Here is a 24,569-nt window from a genome sequence, read left to right on the forward strand (position 1 = left end):
GATTCAGATCAATGGCGCTCAGTCGCTGATTCAGACGCTCGTCAACTGTGATGTCGATGTGTGTTTTGGCAACCCAGGTACGTCGGAGATGCATTTCGTGGCCGCGTTGGATTCTGCGCCGACCATGCGAAGCGTCCTCTGCTTGTTCGAGGGCGTGGCCACCGGCGCAGCCGACGGCTATGGCCGTCTTTCCGGCAAGCCTGCGGCAACCTTGTTGCACCTCGGCCCGGGGCTGGCGAACGGCCTGGCCAATCTGCATAACGCGCGCCGGGCGAACACGCCCATCGTCAATATCGTCGGCGATCACGCGACGTACCATCTTCAGTACGATGCGCTGCTGACGTCGGATATCGTCGGTTTTGCTCGACCGGTGTCCTCCTGGATTCACGAGTCGAAATCGGCGAAGACAGTGGCGGCCGATACCGCCCGCGCCGTGCAGGCTGCACGATCGGCTCCAGGATGCATTTCGACACTGATTCTTCCTGCTGATACCGCGTGGGACGAGGCTGAGCGGCCTGCGGATCCGCTGCCTCACCGCGGGCCTGAACCTGTATCAGCCGCCGCCGTCGAGGCTGCCGCCGCGCTTCTGCGCAATGGCAAGAAGACGGCACTCACTTTGCGCGCGAATGCACTGTATGGGGCAGGTCTCGAAGCCGCAGGACGCATCCAGGCGGCCAGCGGCGCACGCCTTCTCTGCGATACCTTCGCCCCGCATACGGAACTCGGCGCCGGACGCGTACCAGTCGAACGTATTCCCTATTTCGCGGAGCAGATCGTCAGCTTCCTCGAAGGGACGGAACAGATCATTCTCGTGGGTAGCAAGCCGCCGGTCTCGTTCTTCGCCTACCCGGGAAAATCAAGCTGGTGCACACCCAAGGGATGCCACCTGAGTTACCTGGCACACCCGCATGAAGATGCTTGCGGCGCCCTCGCAGCTTTGGCCGACACATTGGGCGCACCACCACAGGCAGCGAAGCGCGTCCCGCTCCAATTGCCTGATATGCCTAGCGGGAACCTGACGCCTTTGGCAATCGCGCAGATCATGGCGAACCTGACGCCTGAACACGCGATCTTCGCTGACGAATCAGCCACGAGCGGCCTTGCGCTGTTGAGCACCATGGCCACCGGCCGGCCGCATACCCATCTTCCGTTGACTGGCGGCTCCATCGGCGACGGCCTGCCCGTTGCCGTTGGCGCAGCGATCGCAGCGCCGAATCGCAAGGTGGTCTGCCCGCACGGAGATGGAGGCGCTGCCTACACCATGCAAGCGCTATGGACAATGGCTCGCGAGAATCTGGATATCACGGTTGTCATTTATGCCAACCGCTCCTATGGAATCCTGAACATCGAACTGCAGCGCGTCGGCGTACAGGAGACCGGGCAGAAGGCGCTATCGATGCTGGATCTTCACAACCCCGAAATGAACTGGACCAAGATTGCCCAAGGCATGGGCGTGGAAGCGTCCCGGGCGACCACCGCAGAGGAGTTTGCGGACCTGTATCGCTCAGCCATGCAGCAACGAGGTCCTAGGCTTATCGAAGCGATGATCTAGGGCTGCGGTGAACGGGGCGCGTTCCTCTGCGGATTTGAGACCCACCAGAGATGCAGCCGCTAACGCGGCGCATCCCTGTTGCGATTCACGCCAATCTTGCTGGCGCTCTGACACATGCCAGCACCGCGTCTTCAGATCCCGGTAACGGTCTCCTCTGGGGTCTTTCAATGCCGTGTCAGCACGGCATTTTTTTCGCCTCGTATTGGGAAGCATTGGTTGGGTGGCGTCAGGGCCAATGGTGTCAGACACCTCCCCCTTCAGGCCGAGGATGACGCTGCGATCGGTGCCGTGGCCCTTGTCGGTGGCGCCGAGCGAGCCGTACAGCTCAACGCGCACGCTGGCCACTTGCGGCATCAACACGCCGGCTTAGATCGCCGTGGCGAACACCAGCGCCACACACATCTGCCCGACGGTGTGCGAACTGGATCGGTCAATGCCGATCTCCTAAATCAATGCACCACTACCGTCCTTCTCAGCACGCTCTTGCCTGCAACCGCTGTTTGCTGATTGCGCCGCGTTCAAAAAAGGCTTGGTATTCGTTGTCGGGTACGAACAGCCCGCCTGTCGTCCAAATGACGTGTGTGGAGTTCGCTACGTACTGATTGAGACCGTGGCGCTCCAGGTACTCGGTCCCCTCACCTGGCGACGTTACCCATCGTGGACCGTCAAAGCCGGCCGCCGCAGACGGCTCGATCCGAAGAGACTCCGTCACTGCAGCCGTATGGACATGCTGGAAGAGCCGCTCATCGTCTACAGTGAAAACGCCTCCCAACGCAGTCCGCATGGTAGAGACCGCACGCGCGGACGCACGCGGAACCGCTAACCCGTCCGCCTCGGTTTGGTTGTCCAAGCCGATGTCGTACACAGCAGGGTTGCTCCCACTTGGGTCAAGCATAGAAAGAAGAAAGCATGGCGACGCCACAGGTTCGGCAAAGAAGCAATGCACATGCGGTCCAAAAACATGAGCAAGACCAAACGCGATGCCAGATGGTGCGCCACCAACGCCGCAAGGCAGATACACAAACAACGGATGCCGTTCATCAACGACAACCCCGGAGGCATGCAGTTGACTCTTCAGACCTAACGCAGCTGCGCTGTAACCCAGGAACAGCGACAGGGAATCCTCATCATCAACAAAGTACGACTTCGCATCGCACTCCGCTTGACGTCGGCCCGCTGCCACCGCAGCCGCATAGTCCCCCTCGTGTTCAACCACCGCGACGTTCCGCTTGCGCAATCGGTCCTTTTTCCATTGTTTGGCGTCAGCAGACATGTGCACCGTTGCCTTGAACCCCAGCGCGGACGCAATCACACCGATGCTCAATCCCAGATTGCCGGTCGAACCAACCGACACCTGATATTGGCCAAGGAATGCCCGCGCTTCGGGATCCAGGAGGCCGGCAAGGTCACCTTCGGAAGCAAAACCATGAGCGACAGCGAGATGCTCTGCTAACTCCAGGACTTCGTGGATGCCGCCTCGCGCCTTGATCGATCCGGCAACAGGTAACCCATGATCTGCCTTCACAAATACATGACCTGCAAAAGGCGGCAAGCCGAGTGCCTCTTGCAGAAAGCTGGCTCGAATCAATGGTGATTCGATGACTCCACCGGTGGCCTCCAGTTCGGGAAACAACTGAAGCAGCACGTGCCTGAAATTTGCAAAGCGGTTTGCGGCTTCAGTGACATCGGCCATGCCGATCATTCGCTCTCCCCATGAGCATACGGGCATCCCGTCATGGGAACGATTCGGGTTCGTCCACAACTGCGGTCTACGCGCCTCCAGCGCAGCGATCGCGTCAGCGGAGGCGAGTGTCAGATGCATCCTGTCCATGGAAAACAAACTCTTAGAGGGAAGGAAAACCAGATGGGAGCGTTCTCGTCCGCAAGAACGCTAAGAAACAGAAGGTTGCTCGCTATGCAGCTCCACGGGAGCAGGCGCGACGATGCGAGAGTCAAAAGCCCTGTAGAACCAGATTACGACCAGAGCTAGAGCATTCACGACCAAGGGAATCACCGAGACGGCTAGACGTATTGACCAGATTGCCGAGTGCGGTTGTTCGACGAAACCCTCTTGTGTCTCCACCAAGCCGGACAGAGCGAACAAGCCTCCGGCAACCAACGCGCCCAATGCAAATCCCAGTTTTTCGCCGGCGACGAACACCCCGCTCAGCACCGCCTCCGACTGCGGCGCGTCACTCCGGCTGTCTCCATGCTTGATGCAGTCCGCCAACATCGAATAGGCAAACACCTGAATTCCGCCTTCACTCATCCCCAAGATGGTTGCAATGGCCAACACAAATGGCACGGGGGTCGTTGGATGGACCATCAGGTACCCAAGGGCTGCGGTGCCAGCGACAACAAGTGCCACCGCGAACGATCCGAATTTGCCGACAAGCTTGCCGAGATACACAAACAGCGGAATCGCCGCGACAGACGCCCCGAAGGTCAGAAAGAAGAGAAGGGACAGGAAATCGGCGTCTCGATGCAGCACGTAAGTGACGAAGTACGCCAAGGTTGCCCCAAGCACTCCGCTCCCAATGACGTGGAGAACATAGGAAAAAAGTAGCAACAATAATGGACGGTTGTTGACCAGGGCACCCCAAATCTCGGCTTTCGTCAGGTGCGGAGCGTCCACATGTCGGGCTGGCTCCTTGGAAGTGAAGAACGTCGTCATCACGCTCACCGCCATGACGCTCCCCATCACGATACCCATCGCCAGATATCCGGACCGACCTCCCCCAAATTTCTCAACGATCAATGGAGCCCCAGCGCCCGCTAGCACGCAGCCCAGCATGGAGTACACGGCGCGATAGGAGTTGAGCGTTGTACCGTCGTGGTAGCCCGTCGCGATCTCGCTGTTCAACGCGCAATAGGGCACCAGGAAGGATGAATAGCAGAACGTGCAGATACTGAAGACCCCCGCCACAAAGCAAGCCGAGGCCAGCGGCGAACTGAACGGCGCTCCCCAGATGAAGGAGAATGCCGGCAGGATCGTCAACCCGGCGAACAGAATGAAGGGACGCCGACGGCCAAGCGACGTTGACGTTCTGTCGGACATGCCGCCCACCACCGGACTCGAAATCAGATCTACGATTTTCGGCAGAACTGCAGCCAGCGTGGCGACACCCACGGAGATGCCCAGGATGTTCGTCATGTAGAACATCAGCAAGATGCTCGGCGTGACGGAGTAGATTCCGCTGGACAGATCTCCGATGGTGTAGATCGGATACCTGACCAGACGCGATGCTTTCGGCTTGTCCATGGTGCACAACGCTATGCCGTGGTTAGGGTGCCGCGGGGTGACCGGCTGTCTCCGCCCGAAGCTGTGTCAAGCGGCTCCATAAGAGCCGACGCTTCTACATCCGTTCCTCTGCCAGAGAGGTATTTCACGGCGGCTGGCCGGCCGAGGCAACAATCGCCTCGAGTCGACGCATCGACCGTAGCAACACTTTCAGCGTTGTGAAGCGCGCTGTAGCAATGCCTCAATTGCTGCCAACGATTCGGGCTCGTCCAGAAGGGGAGGATGCCCGCGGCCTTCGACCGTTGTCAGCACGGTGTCGGCGTGAGCCTCCACCATGCGCTCAGCGCAGTCAGCCGTAAAGAAATCCGAGGTCGCTCCGCGAAGAAGCGCCACTGGCACGCCGCGCGTCGCGAGAAACTGCGGCCATAGATCTGGCCTTTCGGCCTTCATCCGTTGCGCATCGGCAAGCGAGCGAAGGTCGAAGTCCCGGGCATATCTGCCAGGAGCCACCTCTCGATAGGCTCGCAGCATCAAATCCACCCAGCGCTCTTCGGCAAGATCCGGGTACGTCTTGCTGAAGTGCAGCTTCACGCGATCCACTGCCTCATCAAAGCCGAAGTCCGATGCGTCGACGTTGTCCGCCATTCTTTTGGCAGACTGCTCCACGACTTCGGCGCCGAGGTCGTTCAGAACGATACCTGACACGCGCGTCCCGCTCTCTCCCGCCATATCCATCGCGATGATGCCCCCAAGAGCAACGCCCAATACCGCAACCGGGCCAATGTCGAGATGGTCCAGCAGATCTTTGACGTCCCGCATGACCAGATCGTAGTGATAGTCCTTGGGGTCGCTGTACCGCGTAGAGAAACCCCGCCCGCGGAGATCCGGGGCCACCACACGGACACCCTTGGCCGCGAACGTCTTTCCCAATTCGCAGAAGTCGCGGGAGTTCCGCATGAACCCGTGCAAACACAATAGCGGCACAGAAGACGCGGGGCGCGCCGGGACGAAATCTCTATAGAAAAGCTTCGCTCCCGTAGACGTTACAAACCACGCCTCTTTGCCGTTCTCGACACTTCCGTCCATGGCAGTTCCCCTAGCATGCGTCCCGCCCACCTCGGGCGATCGTTGGTGTCAAACATTGATCCAAAAGCTGACGTTAGTCAAGTTTTATCGTACACTGGGATCCACAAGGGGTCATCGCGCCCCGTTCTCACGACGACGTCATCTCACGTACATGAAAGACACCACCATCGTTATCGGCGCAGGCATCACCGGCCTCACAGCGGCGCACACATTGAAGGAAGCAGGTCGAGATGTTGTCGTCTTGGAGGCGTCAAACCGCCCCGGCGGGCGAATCGTCCGCCTGACAAGAAAAGGGGATGCAGCAGAAGGCGGAGCGCAAGGCATTCATTCCAACTACAGAGAAATGCTCAAGCTGGTGAACTCCTATGGGTTGTCCCAAGACCTGATGCCCCAATCGAACGTCCAAGCCGGTTATTTGGATCGCCGGGGCAATATCCAATTTCCGCAAGGGAACTTGGGGCTTGCCAAGCTGCTGGGCCTGCGGGGAACATTGGATCTCACGTGGTTTACGATCCGGTATCTTGCCATGTCGAAACGATTTTCGTTCTTTGAAACAGAGAAAGACATTCCGGAATACGACAATGTTTCGGCTGCGGACGCGTTTTCTTGGGCCGGCAGCAACTTTAAGGATTTTGTGCTCCGCCCCGCAGCCCATGGAATGGCAAATACAACGGCCGAGCATACGAATCTATATCACACGCTCAATCTCATAAAGATGTTTGGCACATCCAAAGTCATGACGCTGCGCACAGGCAATGTCACACTTGCCGAACGGATGGCCAAACGGGTCAATGTGCAATATGAAACGGCGGTATCAAAGATCCTCACGAATCGAGGCAAGGTCGAAGGCGTCCTTCTTGAAAACGGAACCACACTAAGTGCAAAGCACGTTATCGTCGCATGCTCCATCGATCGGGCTGCCGAGCTCGTCCCCGATGGTATGCAGACAGCAAAAGAGTTTCTGTCTTCATTCCCAAATGCCCCTTTCTCGCTGGTGTACTTTTTCCTTGATCGCCCTCTCCAAACAGAGGCGTTCGTGTACATGGGGCACGCCTACCGGGATACCGTCTTTAACATGGCTTTGAATCACACGGTCAAGACTCCGCACCTGGTGCCAAGTGGCAAGGGGATCATTTCCGCATGGCCTTGCTATCCCGATGCAGCGCGTCTCGCCCAGCAAAGTGAGTCAGACCTGATCATCCAAGCGTTACGCGACGTGGAGGCCTTCTTCCCAGGGATTTCTCAATGGGTTGATGAGGCACGCGTGCAGCGGCATACGTGGGGTGTTGGCCGCTTCGCTCCGGGCCAGCATGCTAAGATTCTCGCGTTCAAGAAGGAGGCTGAATCGTTTGACGGGATTTCATTCGCCGGCAACGATTACGATGGTGTCCACATGGAATCCGGCGTCCGTGGTGGCCTACGTGCAGCAGAACGAGCGCTGAAAGGCAATAAATAAAACGCTGACCCGTCGCTGAGCGCCTTTAATCTACAGAGGATTCACCCAGAGTGTCAGGATCAAAAATCACGCCTCCCGACGATGAACCGGTGCGCCAAAAGGCTTCGCACCGAAAAGGACGCACCGCAGAGGTGCGGCGATCCCCTCGCGTGCCAACTCAAGAGCGAAGCAGGCGCAGATATCAAGCGATTATCGAGGCAACCGAACATTTGCTGCAAACCGCAAATATCGAAGATATTAGTCTCTACGATATTGGAAAGCAGTCCAAGATAGCGCCCGCCTCTGTGCATTACCTGTTCAATACGGTCACCGCAATCCATATTGAGTTAAACAAGATATACAACGAGCGGCTAACTGCCATCGTTCTGGAGCAGAGCAAGCGCCAGGCTGCCAAAAAGAACCCAAGCTGGCAAGATTGGGTTAAAGCTGTGATGGCGGATGCCCGTGATGTGCTCAACAACAATCGAGCCATGAGTGAAATCATGTTGGGGCCAACATTGCATCGCCAAAGTCGGATTAACAACCTGATGCACAATAAAACATTCGGGCAGGCTTCGCTCGAGGTAATGCGGGAAGCCTATGTCATGCCGGAAATCCCAAATCTGGAACGCTACTTCATGTTCTCTACAGAACTCGGGGAGGCGTTGTGGTCGGGCTCTTATTCCGCCCGGGGCGAGATAGACGACGAAACGTTCGCGGAGTCTGTTCGGGCCACGCTCGCGTATCTGAGATGCTTCCTGCCGGAAACCCTGGTTCTAAAAGAGCGTCAAGCAGAAAGCGCAGCGTAGGCCGCAATCTGGAGCCTCGACGAGCAACAACTCTCGGCTCGTAAGCTGACGATTAATCGATTTACATCAGATTTTTCGCTCCCTATCCATTGACTTGAGCCATGCTGGGAAGCGCGGGCGCCCCGGACCGTGCTTCCCTCGCCGCAGTCAGTTGCCGGTTGCACCCATGATCGACTTTGTTTCTAGAAACTCGTCGATCCCAGCCGCACCCCACTCTCGGCCGTTTCCGGATTGTTTGTATCCGCCAAACGGCGCAATGGGATCCACCCCAGCCCCGTTGAGGTGCACCATGCCAGTACGCATCCGCCGCGCCACGCGCTGCGCCTCGTCAACATCCGGACCGTAAACGTAGCCCGATAAGCCGTAGATCGAGTCGTTGGCGATAGCAACCGCCTCTTCCTCATCGCGATATGGAATGACGACGAGGACGGGTCCGAAGATTTCTTCCTGTGCGATACGGAACATGTTGTGCGGGACTGTGAAGACCGTGGGCGCAACGTAGAAGCCTCGGTCAGTGCCTTCCACCGTGCTCAAACCACCGCTCACCAGCGTGGCGCCTTCATCCAGTCCCACTTGAATCATTTCGCGGACCTTAAGAAACTGCCGCCGGTTGGCGATGGGGCCCATGGTCGTGCTCGGGTCCATGGGGTCACCCACCACAATGCGTTTGCACGCCTCCACCGCTATCGCTTGCACTTCTGCAAGGCGGTGCGCAGGTACCAGCATGCGTGAAGGCGCCGTGCATGTCTGACCGGAGTTGCTCATCATGCTGAGCACCCCGTGTGTGACAGCGGTCGGGAAATCGGCTCCATCAAGAAGGATGTTGGCCGACTTCCCACCAAGCTCGAGAGACACACGTTTGACGGTATCTGCTGCGGCCTTGGTCACCTGTGCACCGGCGCTTGTCGAACCGGTCAACGAGACCATATCGACCAGTGGATGCGAGGCAAGTACCTGGCCGAGGCGACCGCCTTCTCCCTGGACCATATTGAAGACGCCGGGAGGAACGCCAGCCTCCTCCAGGATTTCCGCAAACAGCACTGAGGAGTAAGGAGCGTTCTGGCTGGGCTTCAGAACGATGGTGCAACCTGCTACCAAGGCTGGGGCGACTTTGCAGGCGACCTGGTTCATCGGCCAGTTCCACGGCGTGATCATGGCGCACACACCGACCGGCTCTTTGACCACGCGCGTGGACGGCAACTGAACCTCAAAGGCATGCGCCTTCGCGACGGCTGCCGTCGCACGGAAATGCATCATGCCTGCGGGGGCTTGTGCAGGCATCGACAGCGCATGGAGGGGCGCTCCCATTTCCAACGTGATGGCACGCGCCATGTCGTCCATCCGCCGTTCATATATGTCGGCAATGCGCTCCAGGAGCGCGATGCGTTCAGCAAGCGGCGTCTGAGAATAGGCGGGAAATGCATCGTACGCAGCCTGAATCGCGAATACAGCGTCAGCTTCGTCTCCGAAGACAAAACTGCCCGATACCTCTTCTGTCGCGGGATTGATCACATCGTGATGGCGGCCGCCACCGCTCGGCGGTACCCAACGGCCGTTGATGAAGGCGCATTGAAGATGCGCTGAGTCTTTTCCAATGGTCACGCGTTGTCTCCTTGCCGAATGCGTCGGCTTAGTTCTGGTTTTGGGGCTTTGCGGCGGGGTCCTGTACGACGCCTCGTTGCGAGAACATCAGCCATTTCCCCGGCCCCGTGGGCAATGCCGCCGTCAGCGGTGCGCCGCCGGCACGGATCGATTCGGTGAAAGTCCGACCACCGTCATGGCTTTGGGCCGCGAAGCCATCGAGGCCGACGACCATCACGTCGCCGTTTCTGGCCGCGATGGATGTGATGGAGCTGGCGGCTTTCAAAGGTATTCGCGTCCAGCTCCGGCCGCCGTCTTCGCTGCGCATCAACGTTCCGCGCTGGCCGCCGACTAGCAGCACGCCGCCGTCCAGCATCGCCCCGCACCACAGAGAGCCGTTGTAGCCGGTGTCGAGGTATTCCCATGTCCTGCCATAGTCGACCGAGTGCAGAACCTGGCCCTTCTCTGCAGTCGCATATATGCCCCCCTTTCCGTCGGGAAAGAGGCCAAGCAAGTTGAAGTCAGACTTGGTGCCCGCTTTGGGATTCACGCGCTGCTCTGTCCAGGTGGCACCGCCGTCCTGCGTCACCAGCACGAGCGACCACAACCCCACTGCAACGCCACGCTGTGGATCGAAGAAATGCACCGCAAAGAGGGGGCGATCCTCCTCGGTGCTCAACCGTTGAATTCGCCATGTTTCACCACCATCGGTGGTGGCAAGGATCACCCCCCAGTGGCCCACGGCCCATCCTGTTCTCGGACCGGCAAAGCTGACGCTCGTCAGAACTGAACTCACCGGCACCTGCTGTGCCTGGTGGAAAGAGGCACCTCCATCATCGGACAGCAACACGACGCCGTTGGCGCCCACGCTGACCAGACGGTCGCCCGCCCACGCCGCACCTAGCACCGGAGACTGTGTCGCGATGGGAGATTTCGCTGCGGGAATCGGAACCAATTTTTCGGATTGGGATGCAGCATTGGCAACCACGGCCAGTACAGGCGCCGCAGCAATGACGAAGGCTCGAAGGATGCGCGAATGAAGGATCTTCATGGTTCGTCTCCCCACATCAATGCGCCAGGAGGCCCGGCGCACGCGCGGGGCCGCGGCGTGGGAATAGCCGTTCCAGCCAAACCGCAAAAGCAGGAAGAACGGTCATCGCCATCACCATATTGACCAGGAACATGAACGCGAGCAGCTTGCCCATGTCGGCTTGGAACTTCAGTGCGGAGAACGACCACGTTGCCACCCCAACAGCCAGCGTCAGTGCCGTAAAGATCGTGGCTGTGCCGACCTCCAGAATCGAGTGCTCCAGCGCCTTGACGATACCCACTCCATTGGCCAGATGGAGTTGCAGGCGGTTATAGATGTAGAACGCGTAGTCGACGCCGATACCCACCGCAAGCACCATCACAGGAAGCGTGCCCACGGTCAGGCCGATCTCAAGCTCTTTCATGAACCAGTAGCCGATAAACGTGCCGATCGTGAGCGGGAGACAACAGGCCAGTACGGCGCGAACGTCCCGATAAGCGAGGAAAACCAGCAGGACGATCGTGGCATACACGTACAGCATCATGGGGAGTTCGCTGTGCTCGATCACTTCGTTCGTTGCCGCCAAGACGCCCGCGTTGCCTGAGGCAAGCCGGATCGTGACGCCGGGGAGTTTCTCCGTGTCGCGGAATGTCTTCACCGCGGCGATCACGCGATTGATCGTGGTGGCTTTGTGATCGGAGAGATAGATATGCACCGCACTCATGCTGCAATCCTTGCGCATGATTCCGGGAAGCCGCCCCACTTCTACGGCCATCGCCGCGTAATTCGCGGGATCAATGGGCGTCGCGGACATCTTCGGATTTCCTTCGTTGTAGCCTTCGTTGTATTGGCGAAGCAGCGACGAAAAGGACGTAATGGACAACACTCCATTTACGGGCTGCATTGCCCAGACGAACCGGTCCTGGTATGTGGCAATCTGGACGTTCTCGCACGAGGTGGGCGGCGCCTGAAAGACGACCGTGAGCCAGTCCAGCCCGATGTCGTAGTTGGTGGCGATCGAAACAGCGTCTCGGTTGAATCGGGCGTCTGCACGCAACTCCGGCGCGCCCGCCTGCAACGTACCGACCACGCGATCCCGGCTCTGCCAGGCCGCCGTGGCAAACACGCCGGCCGCGATGACAAGAACGAGTGCTGCATTTCGGGGAACCGCAACGCGTGCCAGGACATGCAGCCAACGTGCACGTTGTACCGCCCTCGCTTCCATGCTTTTGGCATACGCAGCGTCCACCTGAAGCATCGATGCCGCAAGGGGAAGCATGACCAGGTTCGTGATGATCTTGTACGCAACGCCAAGCGATGCCGTGATGGCCAATTCGCGCACCATCGGGATCGGGACAAGAACCAGTGTGGCGAAGGAAACGAACGCGGTGATGAGCGCAAGCGTTCCGGGCACCAGAAGACCACTGAAACTCGAGCGCGCAGCGCGGTCCACAGACTTGCCGTGAGAGATCTCTCGAACGATGAAGTTGATCTGCTGAACACCATGCGAGACGCCGATGGCGAACACGAGGAAGGGCACCAGCACACCCAACGGATCGAGCCCGTACCCCAGCAAATACAAGGTGCCGAACTGCCAGATCAGTGAAAAGAGCGAGCAACTCAGTGGCAATATCGTCAAGCGAATCGATCGGCAGTACCAATACACAGCCAAGGCGGTCAGCAACAGCGCCATCAAGCAGAACTGCAGGACGGCGGCAGCGCCCTCAGCGATGTCACCAATCTGTTTGGCGAAGCCGATGATCTGGATCTCGTACTTGTCGTCCTCGAACTTCTTGCGCAGCTCAGACTCCAGCATCCTGTCGAACGACACATAGTCGATACGCTTACCGCTGGCGTTCACCTCGTTCAGGTCGGCGGTCACCATGGCACTCGTCTGGTCTCGCGAGACCAGGCTGCCGACAAAGCCCCCCTGCGCCGTCGACCGAGAGATATTGCCGATGGCTGTCGCATCCAAGCGGTCCGGGGTGACCGTTCCGGGGATGAGTGGGTCTGCCCGGAAGCCTTCCTCCGTGATTTCATTGACGAAGGAATTCGGCGTCCACAAAGACTGGACGCTGCTGCGCGACACATAAGGCAGAAACGTGACGGCCTGCGTGACGTCGTAAAGACGCTTCAAGCCTTCCGTCGTCCAAATGGTCCCGGTCTTGGCTTTGACGACGACCGTCAGGCGGTTTGCGCCCAACAAGTCATCGCGGTATTCGTTGAACGTGGCGATATATTCGTGCCCCACCGGGAGCTGCTTCTCGAAGCCAGCATCCATTCGGAGCTTGACTGCAAACCATCCCATCGCAACGGTGAAAGCGATGAGCAATCCAAGCACAAGTCGCCTGTGGCCGAATAACGTGTGCTCGAGCATGTTTAGGGTCCGGACGAGCGCGCTGGAACGCGCCGACTCGGCAACAGGCGACGACTTCATGGTTACCTCAGAAATTGCGGGATGCGACGATGCCGAAGAAGTCTCGGTCACGTAACGGGTTCTTGAGCGGGTTGGTCGAACCCATGAACCTTGTGTAGTTCAGGCCGATCTGCCAGTTGGCCGGGTTTTGTACAAAGTTGACGTACAGGTTCATCGAGCTCACACCTCGCACGAACTGCGCATTGATGTTGGGGGTCTGGCCAAAGAGTCCGTATCGGAAGTACACGCCTGGATTGACCTGCCAGCCCTGCACCAGTGTCCCGTCATACACCCAGTTGAAGTCGACATTGATGCCGCCGGAGTACTTCGTTCCGGCCGAACTGCCGGGGCTGTTGAGCGCACCCGTGGCAAAGAGATCGTTGAATTCGTTACCCCACAGCAAACCACCAGCCGCAATAGGTGACCCTCCGTAGCTCTTATGGAGGCCCGGGTAGGCGATCACGACCGTTTCGGTGGTGAGCGTGGCCGTTTGCGCTCCCAAGAGATTCAAGAGCGTGCCTGCGTTTCCTGGCTGAAGTGCATAGAGCGAAGTCAGGTGCCACTGAAAGCGTTTTTCGTCGACCCAGCAATTACCCCCCTGGGCCACGCAACCACTCGCCGGATTGAGCGGCACAGCATCCCGAGGCCGGAAGGAGAGCTCCGTTCCAATGGCCATGTCGCCCACCGGAAAATTGGCGCTGACACCAAACATGTGGCGGTTTTCCGGATACTTGAAAACGGTAGCGCCGTCAGCAGCGAGAGACGTCTGGGGTAGCTTGTCGTGATACGCGATCGCGTAGACCCCAAGATTGATGTCCGTTCCGTCCGGTTGATAGCGTGCGGCAAAGCCAAACTGACCGCCGTTCTTGGGACGCGCTTCTCGCACACCGTAAGCACTCTCGCCCGCTCCGATGATGGACGAGGACCAGTAGCTACCTACCGGAGGCAAGTAGCTCTTGTTCCAGTTGCTCTGGACGTACCCCTCCACATTGACCCCATGCCCGAGGCCTGAGGCAACACTAAGGATTGGGGCAGGCAGAACAAATTCCTTGACCTGTGCACCTGGCTGAGACGCCCGGTTGATATCGATGGCGTTCGTCGCATTGATGCCGCCGATCTCGAAAATGCTCTCGCCCCAACTGATCACTTGATTGCCGACGCGAACTCGCGCCTGCTGATCACCGACACTGGACTGCTTGCTGACCCAAAGATCGAGCAACCGAGCCTTGAAGCGAATATTGCTGCGAGCATCCGATGCAAGCCCGCCACTGATATCGGGAGGAGAAGCGGCAAGCGCGTCCTGTCCGCTGGTTGCTCCAGTAGTGCGCGTGCCCGCGTAGTCGTACACCCAGGAGCCGCGGGCCATGAACGCTAGCCCCTCTGTCGGCATCTTCAACAGCAACTCATGGCTACCCTTGAGGTACGCCGTATAGGCATTGCCTTTGTTGTAGTTGATGTTGCCTTGGTCGCTAAGGCCGCTGATCTGCCCCAGACTGCCACCGCCCGTGCGGGCCCCGGTGGCTGCGTCATAAGTCGGCGACACGAGGTTTTCGCTTTGCGATGCCGTGCGAACACCAACACCTGCGGAGACTGTCGAATCGAGGCTCCCCTGGATCGTGTCGTTAGAGAACGTAAAGGCGTTCGCCCCCGTGCAACCCAACGCAATGAGCGCTGAAACCGCTCCACGCACGGCAGCACCACGCTCCTGAGAGCGAGCGAAAGAGAGATTTTTCATTGTCGACGTCCTCTCTTTCAACGCTCGCTCAACGCGCGAAGGTTTTCAGCGTTGTAGAAGCTCGCCTTGAAGTGCGGATCGCCGGAGCCATCCACGATCCATTTCGCATCTTTTCCTGCCGCGAGCATCGACCCGTCGACAACGTAGCGGCCATCATTCAGGTTGTATTGCGCAAAGACGAGAGACATACAGGCTCCCGTTTCATACACGGGAATCGAATACCCCTCCCGCACCTTGGAGATTTTGCCTTGGGCGTCATAGTCCACCGCACCAGCAAGACCCCAGCTATCTTCGTCGATGTAGAACAGACGCTTAGGCGCGGAATGCCGGACACCTTGTTTGACCGTCGCCTCTACCACCCAGACACGGTGGAGCTCATAGCGCCGATACGCAGGGTTAATGAAGTCCGGCTGATAGGCGTCTTCGTACTTGGCCGTGAAGTCGTACATCCCGAGCGCGTTGTACGGAATGAGCATCTCCTTCTTGCCAATCAGCTTCCAGTCGAACCGATCCAGAAGACCAGAGAAGACGTACGCCTCGTCGATGTTGTACTGGTTGTCGAAGCCGATCTGCGGTGCATCGTAGGCATAGGTCGGCATCCGGCGCGTCCGACGTTGCCCCGGGAAGTAGTAGAAGACTTCCGCCGGTTTGGCGGCATACGCAGTAAACATTGCGCCCTGGCCGGCCAGGGCCACAGGCGACTTGTACGTGAAGTAGTTCATCGCCTCGACCTGGCCCGCGGCAGAAAACGTCGTGCCGCCCTTCACGCCCCAGGGGAAGTAGAGCCACGTGTCGGATACAAATTTCAGGCCATCGCCAGAGCTTCCCTTTCGCGGCGACGTCATCGTAATCTGGTCTCGGAACTCGATGCCAACGCCGCGGTAGCCCAGCTTGGCGTTCCACATCGCTTCGGCGCCCGTCTTAGGATGCGGAAACGGGAACCCAGGAAGATACGCATCGGCCAATGCAGTGCCGTCTGGACTCATCTTGGCGAAGCCGATGTTCTTCTTGGTGTTCTCCGCCACAAAGTCGGGCATACCGCAGGTTCGACGCGTCGGATACACCGGCATGGTGTATCCCTTGGTTTGCTTGATCAGCGCGACCTGGCCAGGATTCAGCTTGTCGGCATACTGGTCGACGTTGCTCGCATCGATGACGTACAGCGGCTTGTCAGATTTGTACTTGAAGAAATCCAGTCGGCGCTTGCCAGGACTCCATCCATTCTCCAGCGCCCCCGGCGCGGTCCATGCAGGAATGCCGCTGGACGTCCCGGCCTTTTCCGCGCCAGCAGGCGTCAGATCAGCCGTCTGTGCTATTGCCGGGTACGCCGCCGCCGAGAAGAGCGCAGCAAGCAGGGAAGGCATGGTGACCTTTTTGATAGCAGCAAACGGCTGCAGCGGCTGGGTAGTCCTGGCAATCACAACACTCTCCTCGAGAATTTGCGCCCCCCTCAACGACTCAGTCAGAGCCGTATCGAAAGCGATCGTCAGATGGATGGCAAGAAATTCGGATGCACCGCAAAGCTGATGTAAAGCGAATTTAGCAGCGGCACGGGCGCCTATCAAGCAGGGTTTATGCCAGTGTTGCGCGGTAAATGTTGAGCTTCCTCGACATGGCCGGAGAATGGTTCGCCACCAACATCTGACTTATATTGACTTAACAAGACGATCCGGAAGCAAACGCACGTACTCTCCCCTTGTTGGTGCAGCGGCCCGCTTCTGCCCTGCCGGAGGGCAAATTAAGACGCCATCTTGTGCGCACTGTCTTAGTCAGGGATGCGACGGGTGCTTGCCGTGACGCTCAAAGAGCCTCTCGCATAGCGGATACGTCCACCGTTGTATTTCCCGGCAAGCACGTGCTCGCCGAATGCGGTGGCAAGGTCGCGTAGCACCGTTGTTAGCGCACGCCGACAGGCCCGTGAACTTAATGCCGCTACCGAAAGGGAGGAATAGAACTTTCGGGGGCGAACCGGTTGTCAGTCTTATGTTTGCCGACTGCACTGCCACGGTTCGCGTGGTACCCAGACACTGCCGCATATGTCGATAGTCATCGACCGTCGCATTCAACGGCAGCGATGCCTCTTCATCCAACAAGGGAAAGCGGCGGCTAGAAATGGGGGTGTGAATCGCAAGCCAATGCCGGGCCGATGGAGGAGAGCCGATGGACGCCAGAGGATGTTGGAAATGCGTCTGGACACTCTGCGTTGACGCCCTTTTCCAGCCTCAACCTGCCGACCCAAAGAGCTGAGATGCCCGGAGGATGGCGCGACAACTCTGACCCGCAATGTTGGTCGCGTCTAAATAGCGTCGACAGTCATCCTGGAGGCAAGTCACGCGGCCTGCCTCCACATGACAGGCAACCGCGACTACTGCTTGGTTGGCTCTGCGTACACGCGCTTCGCAAACGCGGCGATCGCGTCCGCCATCGCCTTGGGCTGTTCCGGCGCAAAGGCGTGACCTGCGTTGGGCACCACAACCACCGTGACACGATCACCCAGCATCGATTTCAGCACCTGCGAGAACCGGCGCGGCGCCACTGCGTCGTGTTCTGCCTGCAAGTCCAGGATCGGCGCGTTCCCCGCCGCAAAGTACGCATCGACCGGCGTCACGTTGCGGGCATGGGACTCCGCCTCATGCGTCTCTTCGTGCCAACCATCGAGCCAGACGCGGGGGTCGTTGCCGGGCGCAAAGAAGGCTTTCCGCAGGTATTCCAGCCGCTGCTCTTCCGACAGATGCATGTCACCTGCGCCATCGATAGCCTTGCGCATCTCCGCGTTGATGGGTTTCTCGTTCGAGCCAGGCGGTACCTTGCCGGCGGAAGCTGCCACCAGAACCACGCCACGCACCAGCTCGGGGCGATCCACCGCCACCATGCGCGCCGGGAAGTTACCCCAGGCGTGGCCCACCACCACAGCCGGCCCCTGCTTCTCGTGCTCGATCACTGCAGCCACATCTGCGGCAAAGGCATGCATGTCCAGATTCGCCATCGGCCCCTTGCTCTGGCCAATGCCACGCGGCTCCGGGCGCAACACGCGGAAGCCGTCGGCGACGAGCCGGTCTGCCACCTGGTCGTAATCGCGCCCCGAACGGCCTAGCGACGGCAGGATGACGATCAACGGCCCCTTGCCCTGCCGCATCACCTCGATCTGCACGTTGCTGTACTTGACCAGTTCACGATCAATCTGACCTGCATCCGTTGCTGCCAGTGCAGAGAAGGAAAGCATGGCCGCAGCCAATGCGGTACAGCCGTACTTGATCAGTTTCATGATGTTCTCCTTGGTGTCGATAGACATGCCGGGCTGATGTGCAGGCATGCGTGTTGTTGTGTTGACGGAATCAGGACGCGCCCGCATAGACACGTCGGGCGAAGCTGGCAATGGCGCGGCTCATCGCTGCGGGTTGCTCAGGCGCCATGGCGTGCCCGGCATTGGGAATCACCTCCACGGTCACGCGGTTGCCCAGCATGGGCTTGAACACGTTGGGTACGACCACCGCGTCGTACTGCGCCTGGAGATCGAGCATGGGCACCGTGCCGCCGGCAAAGTACGCATCCACAGGTGTGACGTTGCGGGCGTGGGCCTGTGCATGGTGGGTATCGGGGTACCACCCACCCACCCACGGCTTGGGATCATGACCGGGAGCGAAGAACGCCTGGCGCAGATATTCCAGACGCTTTGCCTCGGGCAGCGCGAGGTTGCCGGAGCCATCAATCGCTTCGCGCAGCCGGCCGTAAGGCTTCTCGTTGGAACCCGGCGGCAGCTTGCCGGCGGAGGCTGCCGCCATGACGAGACCGCGCACCAGGTCTGGCCGATCCACCGCCAGCATGCGCGCCGGCTGGCTGCCCCAGGCATGCCCCACCACGACAACGGGCCCTGTCTTTTCCTGATCGAGCACGGCGGCAACGTCGGCCGCAAACGCATGCATGTCGAGATTCGCCATCGGCCCCTTGCTTTGGCCGATGCCGCGCGGTTGCGGCCGCAGGACACGCAGCCCATCGGCGGCAAGCAGGCGGGCCACCTCGTCGTAGTCTTCAGCGCCGCGCCCCAGCGACGGCAGGATGACAACGGTCGGCCCACTTCCTTGGCTCAGGGTTTCGATCTGCACTTCGCCATGGCGCACGAGCTTTCGCTGCACGTCTGGACTGGTTTGCGCTGATGTGGCGCAGGCGGACATCATCAGAGTCAATGCGGCGCCAAGTAGGCATTTCTGCAACGTCATGGAGTCTCCTTTTTTCGGGACATGGCCCGGTTGTTATTGTTTCGGGCAACAGTGGCCCCTCGCGGCTGGAAACCAACCGCGATGCATCAGACAACGGCAACGAATCAGGCTATTTGGCGGAAATCGGGTCAAGCCCCGTCTGGACCAGCTTGGCAGCAACTTCCGGCGAGCGCAGATACGTGATGAGACCTTCGGCGGCCTTGCGTTCCTTGGCATCCTTTGCCACGGCAACAGCGATCACGCTCGTCTTCTGCACCTCGGCGGGCAGCGGGCCCACATACTGGATGCCGTCGAATGCGCGTAACTCGCTGATCTGCTGCAAGCCCAGATCGGCCTCGCCGCGCTCCAGGGCCGAGCCGACCAGCTCCTTGCCACGGATCAGCACGCTCTTGGCTTTCATCTGCTCGGCAATCCCGAGACGCTCGAACAGCGTGCCGGTGATGTAGGTGCCGCTCGCCCCTTCGGAAAATGCCACCGACTTGGCCGCCAGCAACGTTTGGCGCAGATCGTCGACGGTCTGAATATTCGGCTTGGGCAAGCCCTTGCGCACTGCAACGCCAACGCCTGACGCCACGAGATCAACGCGCGACTCCGGAATGAAGCGCCCTTGCTTTACTTGGTCCGTCAAGGCGGCGCCGATCATGAAGCAGACGTCCATCGGCTCGCCGTTCTTGATGCGCATCGGCAAGGCATCTGGCGAGCTGCCATAGGACGGGCCCCACGCAATGATCAGATGGTTGCCCGACTGCCGCTCGTACGCCGGTATGACTTTCTCGAACGCTGCGTGCAACGCACCGGTGGCCAGCACGTGGATATCGGCGGCCCAGACCGCACCCGTTGCGGCGATCAACGGCACTGCGCACAGCGTACGCGCCGCAAACCGGCGCACTCTGGATTGGAACGGCATGTCTTGTCTCCTAAGTCGTTCTCGTTTGATTTTTGGTGTTGCAGAACTAAACCGCCCCGCGTGTGTTCACGTACAGGGCATAGAGCGATGTGGTGGACGCCATGAAAAGGCGGTTGAGGTGCCGCCCGCCAAAGCACAGGTTCGCGCAGCGCTCCGGCAGTGCGATGTGGCCGATCGCGGTGCCGTCGGGGGCAAACACCCGCACGCCATCAAGCTCTGCGGTGCCGGTGCCCCAGCCGCACCACAGGTTCCCATGCACGTCGACGCGAAAACCGTCCGGAGCCCCGTCCGCGGCATCGATCAGCACACGGCGGTCGCCCAGCGTTTTGCCGTCGACCACATCGAATGCGAGAATCTCGCGCGGCCGTGCGCGCGATGCCACCACGTAAAGCGTCCGCTCATCCGGTGAGAACGCCAGCCCGTTGGGTCCGAGCACATCGTCCGCAACGCAATCCAATCGTCCATCGCGCGGGTCGATCCGATAGATGCTTGCTGGCAACTGCGGCTTGGCAATCTGGCCCATGTAGTCGCTCACCAGGCCGAACGGCGGATCGGTAAACCACACCGCGCCGTCACTTGCGACGACCACGTCGTTCGGAGAATTGAGCGGCTTGCCATCGAACTCGCTGGCCAGCACGATGATGCTGCCGTCGTATTCGGTGCGCGTAACGCGGCGTTGCCCATGCTCGCAGGCAATCAGCCTGCCCTGCCGGTCGCGTGTCAGGCCGTTGGCCTTGTCGGAGGGCGTGCGGTATGCCGCCACCGCGCCGGACGCATCGTCCCAGCGCAGGATGCGATCGTTGGGCAGATCGGTCCAATAGAGCGCCCCGGCGTCGCCAAACCAGACGGGGCCTTCCGCCCAGCGGCAGCCGGTCCACAGGCGCTCGACCTTGGCGTGCGGCAAGCGGTAGTGCTCGAAGCGCGGGTCGAGAATGCGCACGGCAGGGTCAGGCGTGCGCAGGCTGGGTTGCCACCAGTCGTTGCTCATCGCTGGCCCTCCTTGACGCGGCTCAGCAGCACCAGAGAAAGCAGCGTTGCCAGCACCAGCATCGCGCCCATGCCGATCAGCCCGGCCTTGAACGAGCCCGTGGCGTCTTTCAGCCAGCCCACCATGTACGGGCCAAACAACCCGCCAAGGCTACCCACGGAGTTGATGAAAGCGAGGCCGCCCGCTGCAGCCTGCTTGTCCAGGAACGTTGCCGGAATGCTGTAGAAGCACGTGCGCACGGATGACAACCCCACCACGGCCACCGTCAAGCCGAGCATGGCGGGCACCAGCGCATCAGACGCCACCGATGCAAAGAAGCCCAGCGCCGCCACCGCACAGGTGATCACCAGGTGCAAAACGTAGCGCTGCGTGCGCGCCACCACGCGTGCCCAGACCAGCATGACCAGGGCGCCGACGACGTAAGGCAGCGCCGTGGCAAAGCCCACCTGCGTGTTCGACAGGTGATGCGTCTTCAGGATGGTCGGCATCCACACGCCAATGCCCAGAATGCCGATGATGTAGCTGAACAGAATGGCCGTGAGCAGCCAGACGCGTGCGTCTTTGAGCGCCGGTCCGAGACGATGCTCAACCGCTGCGCTGCGCTCCCGTTCGATGGCCGACGCCAGTGCGGCGCGCTCCTCTGCCGTAAGCCAGGCGGCGTTATCGGGGCGATCGGTCAGCATGCGCAGGCAAAGCAGGCCGAGCACACAGGCCGGCAGCCCCTGCAGGATGAACAGCCACTGCCAGCCATGCAGCCCCAGCCAACCGTCCAGCTCCAGCATCGATACCGACAGCGGCCCACTGAATACCGACGAAAGCGGGATCGCAGCGAGAAACCAGCCCATCATGCGCGTGCGATAGCGCGACGGAAACCACAGGGTGAGATAGAAGATGACGCCAGGAAAGAACCCGGCCTCGCCAATGCCGGCGAGCAGGCGGATCGCCGCATAGCTGTTGGGCCCAACGGCCAAGCTTGTGCCTGCAGCAAACAGGCCCCACGTGATCATGATCCGCGCCAGCCAGCGACGTGCGCCATAGCGATACAGCGCCAGGTTGCTCGGCACCTCGAACAGGCAATAGCCCACGTAGAAGATGCCGGCAGCCAGACCAAACTGCGCGGCGCTCAAGCCCAGGTCGCGGTTCATGGTCAGCGCCGCGAAGCCGACGTTGGTCCGATCGAGGTAGTTGACGAAGTACGCGATTGCCAACAGCGGCACGAGGCGCCAGGCAGCCTTGCGACAGGCGCTTTGTTCAGCAGACTGCCCTACCTGGGCGGCATCGATAAACGTGGCTTGCATGGCGATGCCTCAGAAATAGAGTCGTTGCGGGTTATGAACGAGCACAGCTTCGGCAGCGTCGGCGCCGCAGGCTTCCTGCACGAACGCGAGCAGACTGCTGTCGTCGGGCACGTCGCCCTTGATGTTGGGATGCGGCCAGTCCGTGCCCCAGATGGATCGCTCGGGTGCCCCTTGCACCAAGCGCCTCATCAGCGGCAATGCTGCCTCCCACGGCGGTGCCGCGCCTTGCATGACGCGGTCGACCCCAGACAACTTGATCCACCGCTTGTCATTGCGCAGATGACGCTCCAGCTCGCGCATGGCAGCTTCGTCCAGCGGGCGCGTCGCATCCTGACGGGCCATGTGGTCGATCACCAGCGGCACATTCAGGTCTTCCCACGCGTGGAGCACCGGCAGAAGCTGATCCAGTTGTCCATGCAGCAGCACGTGCCAACCCATGGGCCCGACGCGCTCGGCAAGTTCGCGCAAGCGGCCCAGATCACGGTCGCCCGGCAGGTGACCCATGAAGTTGAAGCGGATGCCGCGCACGCCGCCTTCGTGCAACTCGCGCAGGGCGTCATCACTCGTGGTGTGGTCGACCAGCGCGACGCCTCGGTAGCGCCCTTGCGTCATGGCCAGCGCGGCCAGTAGCGCACGGTGATCGGACTGGTAGCACGCCGCCTGCACCAGCACGCCGTGCGTGACACCCAGTTGCTCATGCAGCGCAAGCAGTTGCGTCATCGGGGCTTCCGCCGGGCGATACGACGCATCGGCCGGCAGCGGAAAGGCATCCCAGGGCCCATAGATGTGCGTATGGCAGTCCCACACGCCGCCGTTCAGTTCGCCTTGCATGATCAGTCGCACCGCGCCGTCATGCCGCCGTCGACCACGACTTCGGTACCTGTAATAAAGCGCGCCTCGTCCGAAGCGAGGAACAGCGCGGCATGCGCGGTATCACGCCCGTCGCCCATGAAGCCGAGCGGAATGCGGGCAAGGCGGCTTTCCAGCAGCTTGTCGACATCGCCGCCCGAGCGCTGGCCGGCGAGGCGCACTTCCACCATAGGCGTATGCAATTGCCCCGGCACCACGGTGTTCACGCGAATGCCCTTCTTGGCGTATTCAACGGCCACGACCTTGGAAAGCTGGATCACACCGGCCTTGCAAGCCGCGTAGGCCACCTGCGCCGAGCCCGTCCAGCGGATGCCGGAAGTCGATGCCGTATTGACGATGGCGCCACTGCCCTGCGCTTCCATCACGGGCAGCACGTGCTTGCAGGTCAGATAGACGCTCTTGAGGTTGAAAGCGACCTGCGCATCCCACTTGTCTTCCGACAACGCCACAGGGCCGCCAGCAGCAGAGCCACCAACGTTGTTCACCAGGATATCGACGCGGCCGTGTTGCTCCACGCAGGCATCGACCATGCCTTTGACGGCTGTGGTGTCGGTCACGTCGCAGGTGTACGGCGTGACCTCACCACCGGCCTCGCGCACGCGGCGCAGCGTTTCCTCCATGGCCTCAAGGCTCTTGTCGACGGCGAATACGCGCGCCCCCGCCATCGCAAACAGCACCGCTACGGCGCGGCCGTTACCCCAGCCCGGGCCGACGCAGCCTGCGCCGGTCACGATGGCCACCTTACCTGCCAGACGGCCCGCGGCCGTGGCTTGTTCAAAGTCGGTCGTTGCTTGCACAGTGAATTCCTTGTTGCTTGTTGCTGTTACATCGACAGTTGCGTCGGCAGTTCCGGCGTCGCACCGGCCGGCGCGGGCACGTTGAATGCCTTGATGGTCATAGAGATGAGCGTGTAGTAGCCGGCAATGCCGACCAGATCGACCACACCGTTCTGGCCGATGGCGTCCACCAATTCGGCGTACAGGCCGTCGTCCACTTCGCGCCTGGCATGCAGCTGTGTGAGGAACGCGAAGACGAGCGCCTCGTCGCGCTGCTCGAACGCCGGGTTCATGCCGTCGCGAATGGCGTCGATCACCGCCGGCGATACGCCGGCTTCCAATGCGAACGGCTTGTGCGCGGCCCATTCGTATTCCGCCAACCAGTAGCGGCCCATGAACAGGATGGCCAGTTCGGACAGGCGCGGCGGCAGGCTGCTGTCGTAGCGGCAATAGCGTCCGAGCGCCTGTGCGCGGTCGGCCAGCAGGGGGCGATGCAGCCAGACGGCCAGCGGGCCGCGCACACCCTTGCGGGGGCCATTGGCAATGGCGTCGTAGACGGCGCGCTGGTCTGCGTCCAGCGCATCGGGATTGAGGGCGGCAATGCGTTGCATGTTGGTGTTGCTCAGTG

The 24,569-nt window shown here is 60.4% G+C and carries 20 protein-coding genes; 3 read left to right on the forward strand and 17 right to left on the reverse strand.

The genetic code is table 11. The features are described 5' to 3' along the window. Window positions 1-7 precede the first annotated feature (7 nt). Window positions 8-1,552 carry an acetolactate synthase large subunit gene (locus tag ABIC76_RS04395; RefSeq protein WP_502947847.1) on the forward strand — a complete coding sequence of 515 codons (1,545 nt, stop codon included), beginning with the start codon at window positions 8-10 and terminating at the stop codon, window positions 1,550-1,552. Here the strand turns inward: ABIC76_RS04395 and ABIC76_RS04400 are convergent. The 4 genes from ABIC76_RS04400 to ABIC76_RS04415 all read right to left on the reverse strand — a co-directional run bounded on the left by ABIC76_RS04400 (window position 1,505) and on the right by ABIC76_RS04415 (window position 5,879). Beyond that, window positions 1,505-1,906 (reverse strand): serine dehydratase beta chain, encoded by a 402-nt coding sequence (locus tag ABIC76_RS04400; protein ID WP_392397947.1) that lies wholly within the window; start codon window positions 1,904-1,906, stop codon window positions 1,505-1,507. The genes ABIC76_RS04395 and ABIC76_RS04400 overlap by 48 nt on opposite strands. A 118-nt stretch (window positions 1,907-2,024) precedes the next feature. Beyond that, window positions 2,025-3,383: a D-serine ammonia-lyase gene (dsdA, locus tag ABIC76_RS04405; RefSeq protein WP_260772871.1), complete on the reverse strand. Its 1,359-nt coding sequence runs from the start codon at window positions 3,381-3,383 to the stop codon at window positions 2,025-2,027. Window positions 3,384-3,443: 60 nt separating this feature from the next. Then, entirely contained in the window at window positions 3,444-4,814 is a 1,371-nt protein-coding gene (locus tag ABIC76_RS04410; protein ID WP_147214798.1) for an MFS transporter, read from the reverse strand. Between the two features lie 189 nt (window positions 4,815-5,003). After that, window positions 5,004-5,879 carry an alpha/beta fold hydrolase gene (locus tag ABIC76_RS04415; RefSeq protein ID WP_147214797.1) on the reverse strand — a complete coding sequence of 292 codons (876 nt, stop codon included), beginning with the start codon at window positions 5,877-5,879 and terminating at the stop codon, window positions 5,004-5,006. Between the two features lie 151 nt (window positions 5,880-6,030). Between ABIC76_RS04415 and ABIC76_RS04420 the strand changes: the two genes are divergently transcribed. Both ABIC76_RS04420 and ABIC76_RS04425 read left to right on the forward strand, forming a co-directional pair. Beyond that, on the forward strand, window positions 6,031-7,335 hold the full coding sequence (locus tag ABIC76_RS04420; RefSeq protein ID WP_186829269.1) for a protoporphyrinogen/coproporphyrinogen oxidase: 1,305 nt from the start codon (window positions 6,031-6,033) through the stop codon (window positions 7,333-7,335). 50 nt (window positions 7,336-7,385) lie between these two features. Continuing rightward, a complete protein-coding gene (locus ABIC76_RS04425) occupies window positions 7,386-8,123 on the forward strand; it encodes a TetR/AcrR family transcriptional regulator (protein WP_222614253.1) in 738 nt (245 codons plus the stop codon). Window positions 8,124-8,270: 147 nt separating this feature from the next. Here ABIC76_RS04425 and ABIC76_RS04430 read toward each other — a convergent pair whose 3' ends face one another. The 13 genes from ABIC76_RS04430 to ABIC76_RS04490 all read right to left on the reverse strand — a co-directional run bounded on the left by ABIC76_RS04430 (window position 8,271) and on the right by ABIC76_RS04490 (window position 24,552). Beyond that, on the reverse strand, window positions 8,271-9,725 hold the full coding sequence (locus ABIC76_RS04430; protein ID WP_354533102.1) for an aldehyde dehydrogenase family protein: 1,455 nt from the start codon (window positions 9,723-9,725) through the stop codon (window positions 8,271-8,273). Between the two features lie 28 nt (window positions 9,726-9,753). After that, window positions 9,754-10,755, reverse strand: coding sequence for a WD40/YVTN/BNR-like repeat-containing protein (locus tag ABIC76_RS04435; protein WP_147214794.1), 1,002 nt, complete (start codon window positions 10,753-10,755; stop codon window positions 9,754-9,756). 16 nt (window positions 10,756-10,771) lie between these two features. Beyond that, on the reverse strand, window positions 10,772-13,171 hold the full coding sequence (locus ABIC76_RS04440; protein ID WP_392397908.1) for an efflux RND transporter permease subunit: 2,400 nt from the start codon (window positions 13,169-13,171) through the stop codon (window positions 10,772-10,774). A 7-nt stretch (window positions 13,172-13,178) separates the two neighbouring features. Then, the gene (locus ABIC76_RS04445) at window positions 13,179-14,885 is read right to left on the reverse strand and encodes a DUF1302 domain-containing protein (protein ID WP_354533103.1); all 1,707 of its coding nucleotides are present in this window, start codon (window positions 14,883-14,885) and stop codon (window positions 13,179-13,181) included. A 17-nt stretch (window positions 14,886-14,902) separates the two neighbouring features. Then, on the reverse strand, window positions 14,903-16,249 hold the full coding sequence (locus ABIC76_RS04450; protein ID WP_354533542.1) for a DUF1329 domain-containing protein: 1,347 nt from the start codon (window positions 16,247-16,249) through the stop codon (window positions 14,903-14,905). Between the two features lie 1,001 nt (window positions 16,250-17,250). Beyond that, window positions 17,251-18,150: an alpha/beta fold hydrolase gene (locus ABIC76_RS04455; RefSeq protein ID WP_354533104.1), complete on the reverse strand. Its 900-nt coding sequence runs from the start codon at window positions 18,148-18,150 to the stop codon at window positions 17,251-17,253. Window positions 18,151-18,220: 70 nt separating this feature from the next. Next, on the reverse strand, window positions 18,221-19,102 hold the full coding sequence (locus ABIC76_RS04460; protein WP_260800691.1) for an alpha/beta fold hydrolase: 882 nt from the start codon (window positions 19,100-19,102) through the stop codon (window positions 18,221-18,223). A 109-nt stretch (window positions 19,103-19,211) separates the two neighbouring features. Further along, window positions 19,212-20,009 carry a substrate-binding domain-containing protein gene (locus ABIC76_RS04465; protein ID WP_354533105.1) on the reverse strand — a complete coding sequence of 266 codons (798 nt, stop codon included), beginning with the start codon at window positions 20,007-20,009 and terminating at the stop codon, window positions 19,212-19,214. 46 nt (window positions 20,010-20,055) lie between these two features. Then, window positions 20,056-20,997 (reverse strand): SMP-30/gluconolactonase/LRE family protein, encoded by a 942-nt coding sequence (locus tag ABIC76_RS04470; protein WP_147214790.1) that lies wholly within the window; start codon window positions 20,995-20,997, stop codon window positions 20,056-20,058. Then, window positions 20,994-22,295 (reverse strand): MFS transporter, encoded by a 1,302-nt coding sequence (locus ABIC76_RS04475; protein ID WP_354533106.1) that lies wholly within the window; start codon window positions 22,293-22,295, stop codon window positions 20,994-20,996. The genes ABIC76_RS04470 and ABIC76_RS04475 overlap by 4 nt, the downstream gene beginning before the upstream one ends. 9 nt (window positions 22,296-22,304) lie before the next feature. Beyond that, the gene (locus ABIC76_RS04480; RefSeq protein WP_354533107.1) at window positions 22,305-23,126 is read right to left on the reverse strand and encodes an amidohydrolase family protein; all 822 of its coding nucleotides are present in this window, start codon (window positions 23,124-23,126) and stop codon (window positions 22,305-22,307) included. A gap of 2 nt (window positions 23,127-23,128) precedes the next feature. Further along, window positions 23,129-23,962 (reverse strand): SDR family NAD(P)-dependent oxidoreductase, encoded by an 834-nt coding sequence (locus tag ABIC76_RS04485; RefSeq protein WP_354533108.1) that lies wholly within the window; start codon window positions 23,960-23,962, stop codon window positions 23,129-23,131. Between the two features lie 26 nt (window positions 23,963-23,988). Further along, complete coding sequence (locus ABIC76_RS04490; protein WP_354533109.1) at window positions 23,989-24,552, reverse strand: carboxymuconolactone decarboxylase family protein; 564 nt, start codon at window positions 24,550-24,552, stop codon at window positions 23,989-23,991. Between the last annotated feature and the right edge of the window lie 17 nt (window positions 24,553-24,569).

It is taken from the genome of Ralstonia sp. 1138 (assembly GCF_040544795.1).
Classification (GTDB): Bacteria; Pseudomonadota; Gammaproteobacteria; order Burkholderiales; family Burkholderiaceae; genus Ralstonia; species Ralstonia flatus.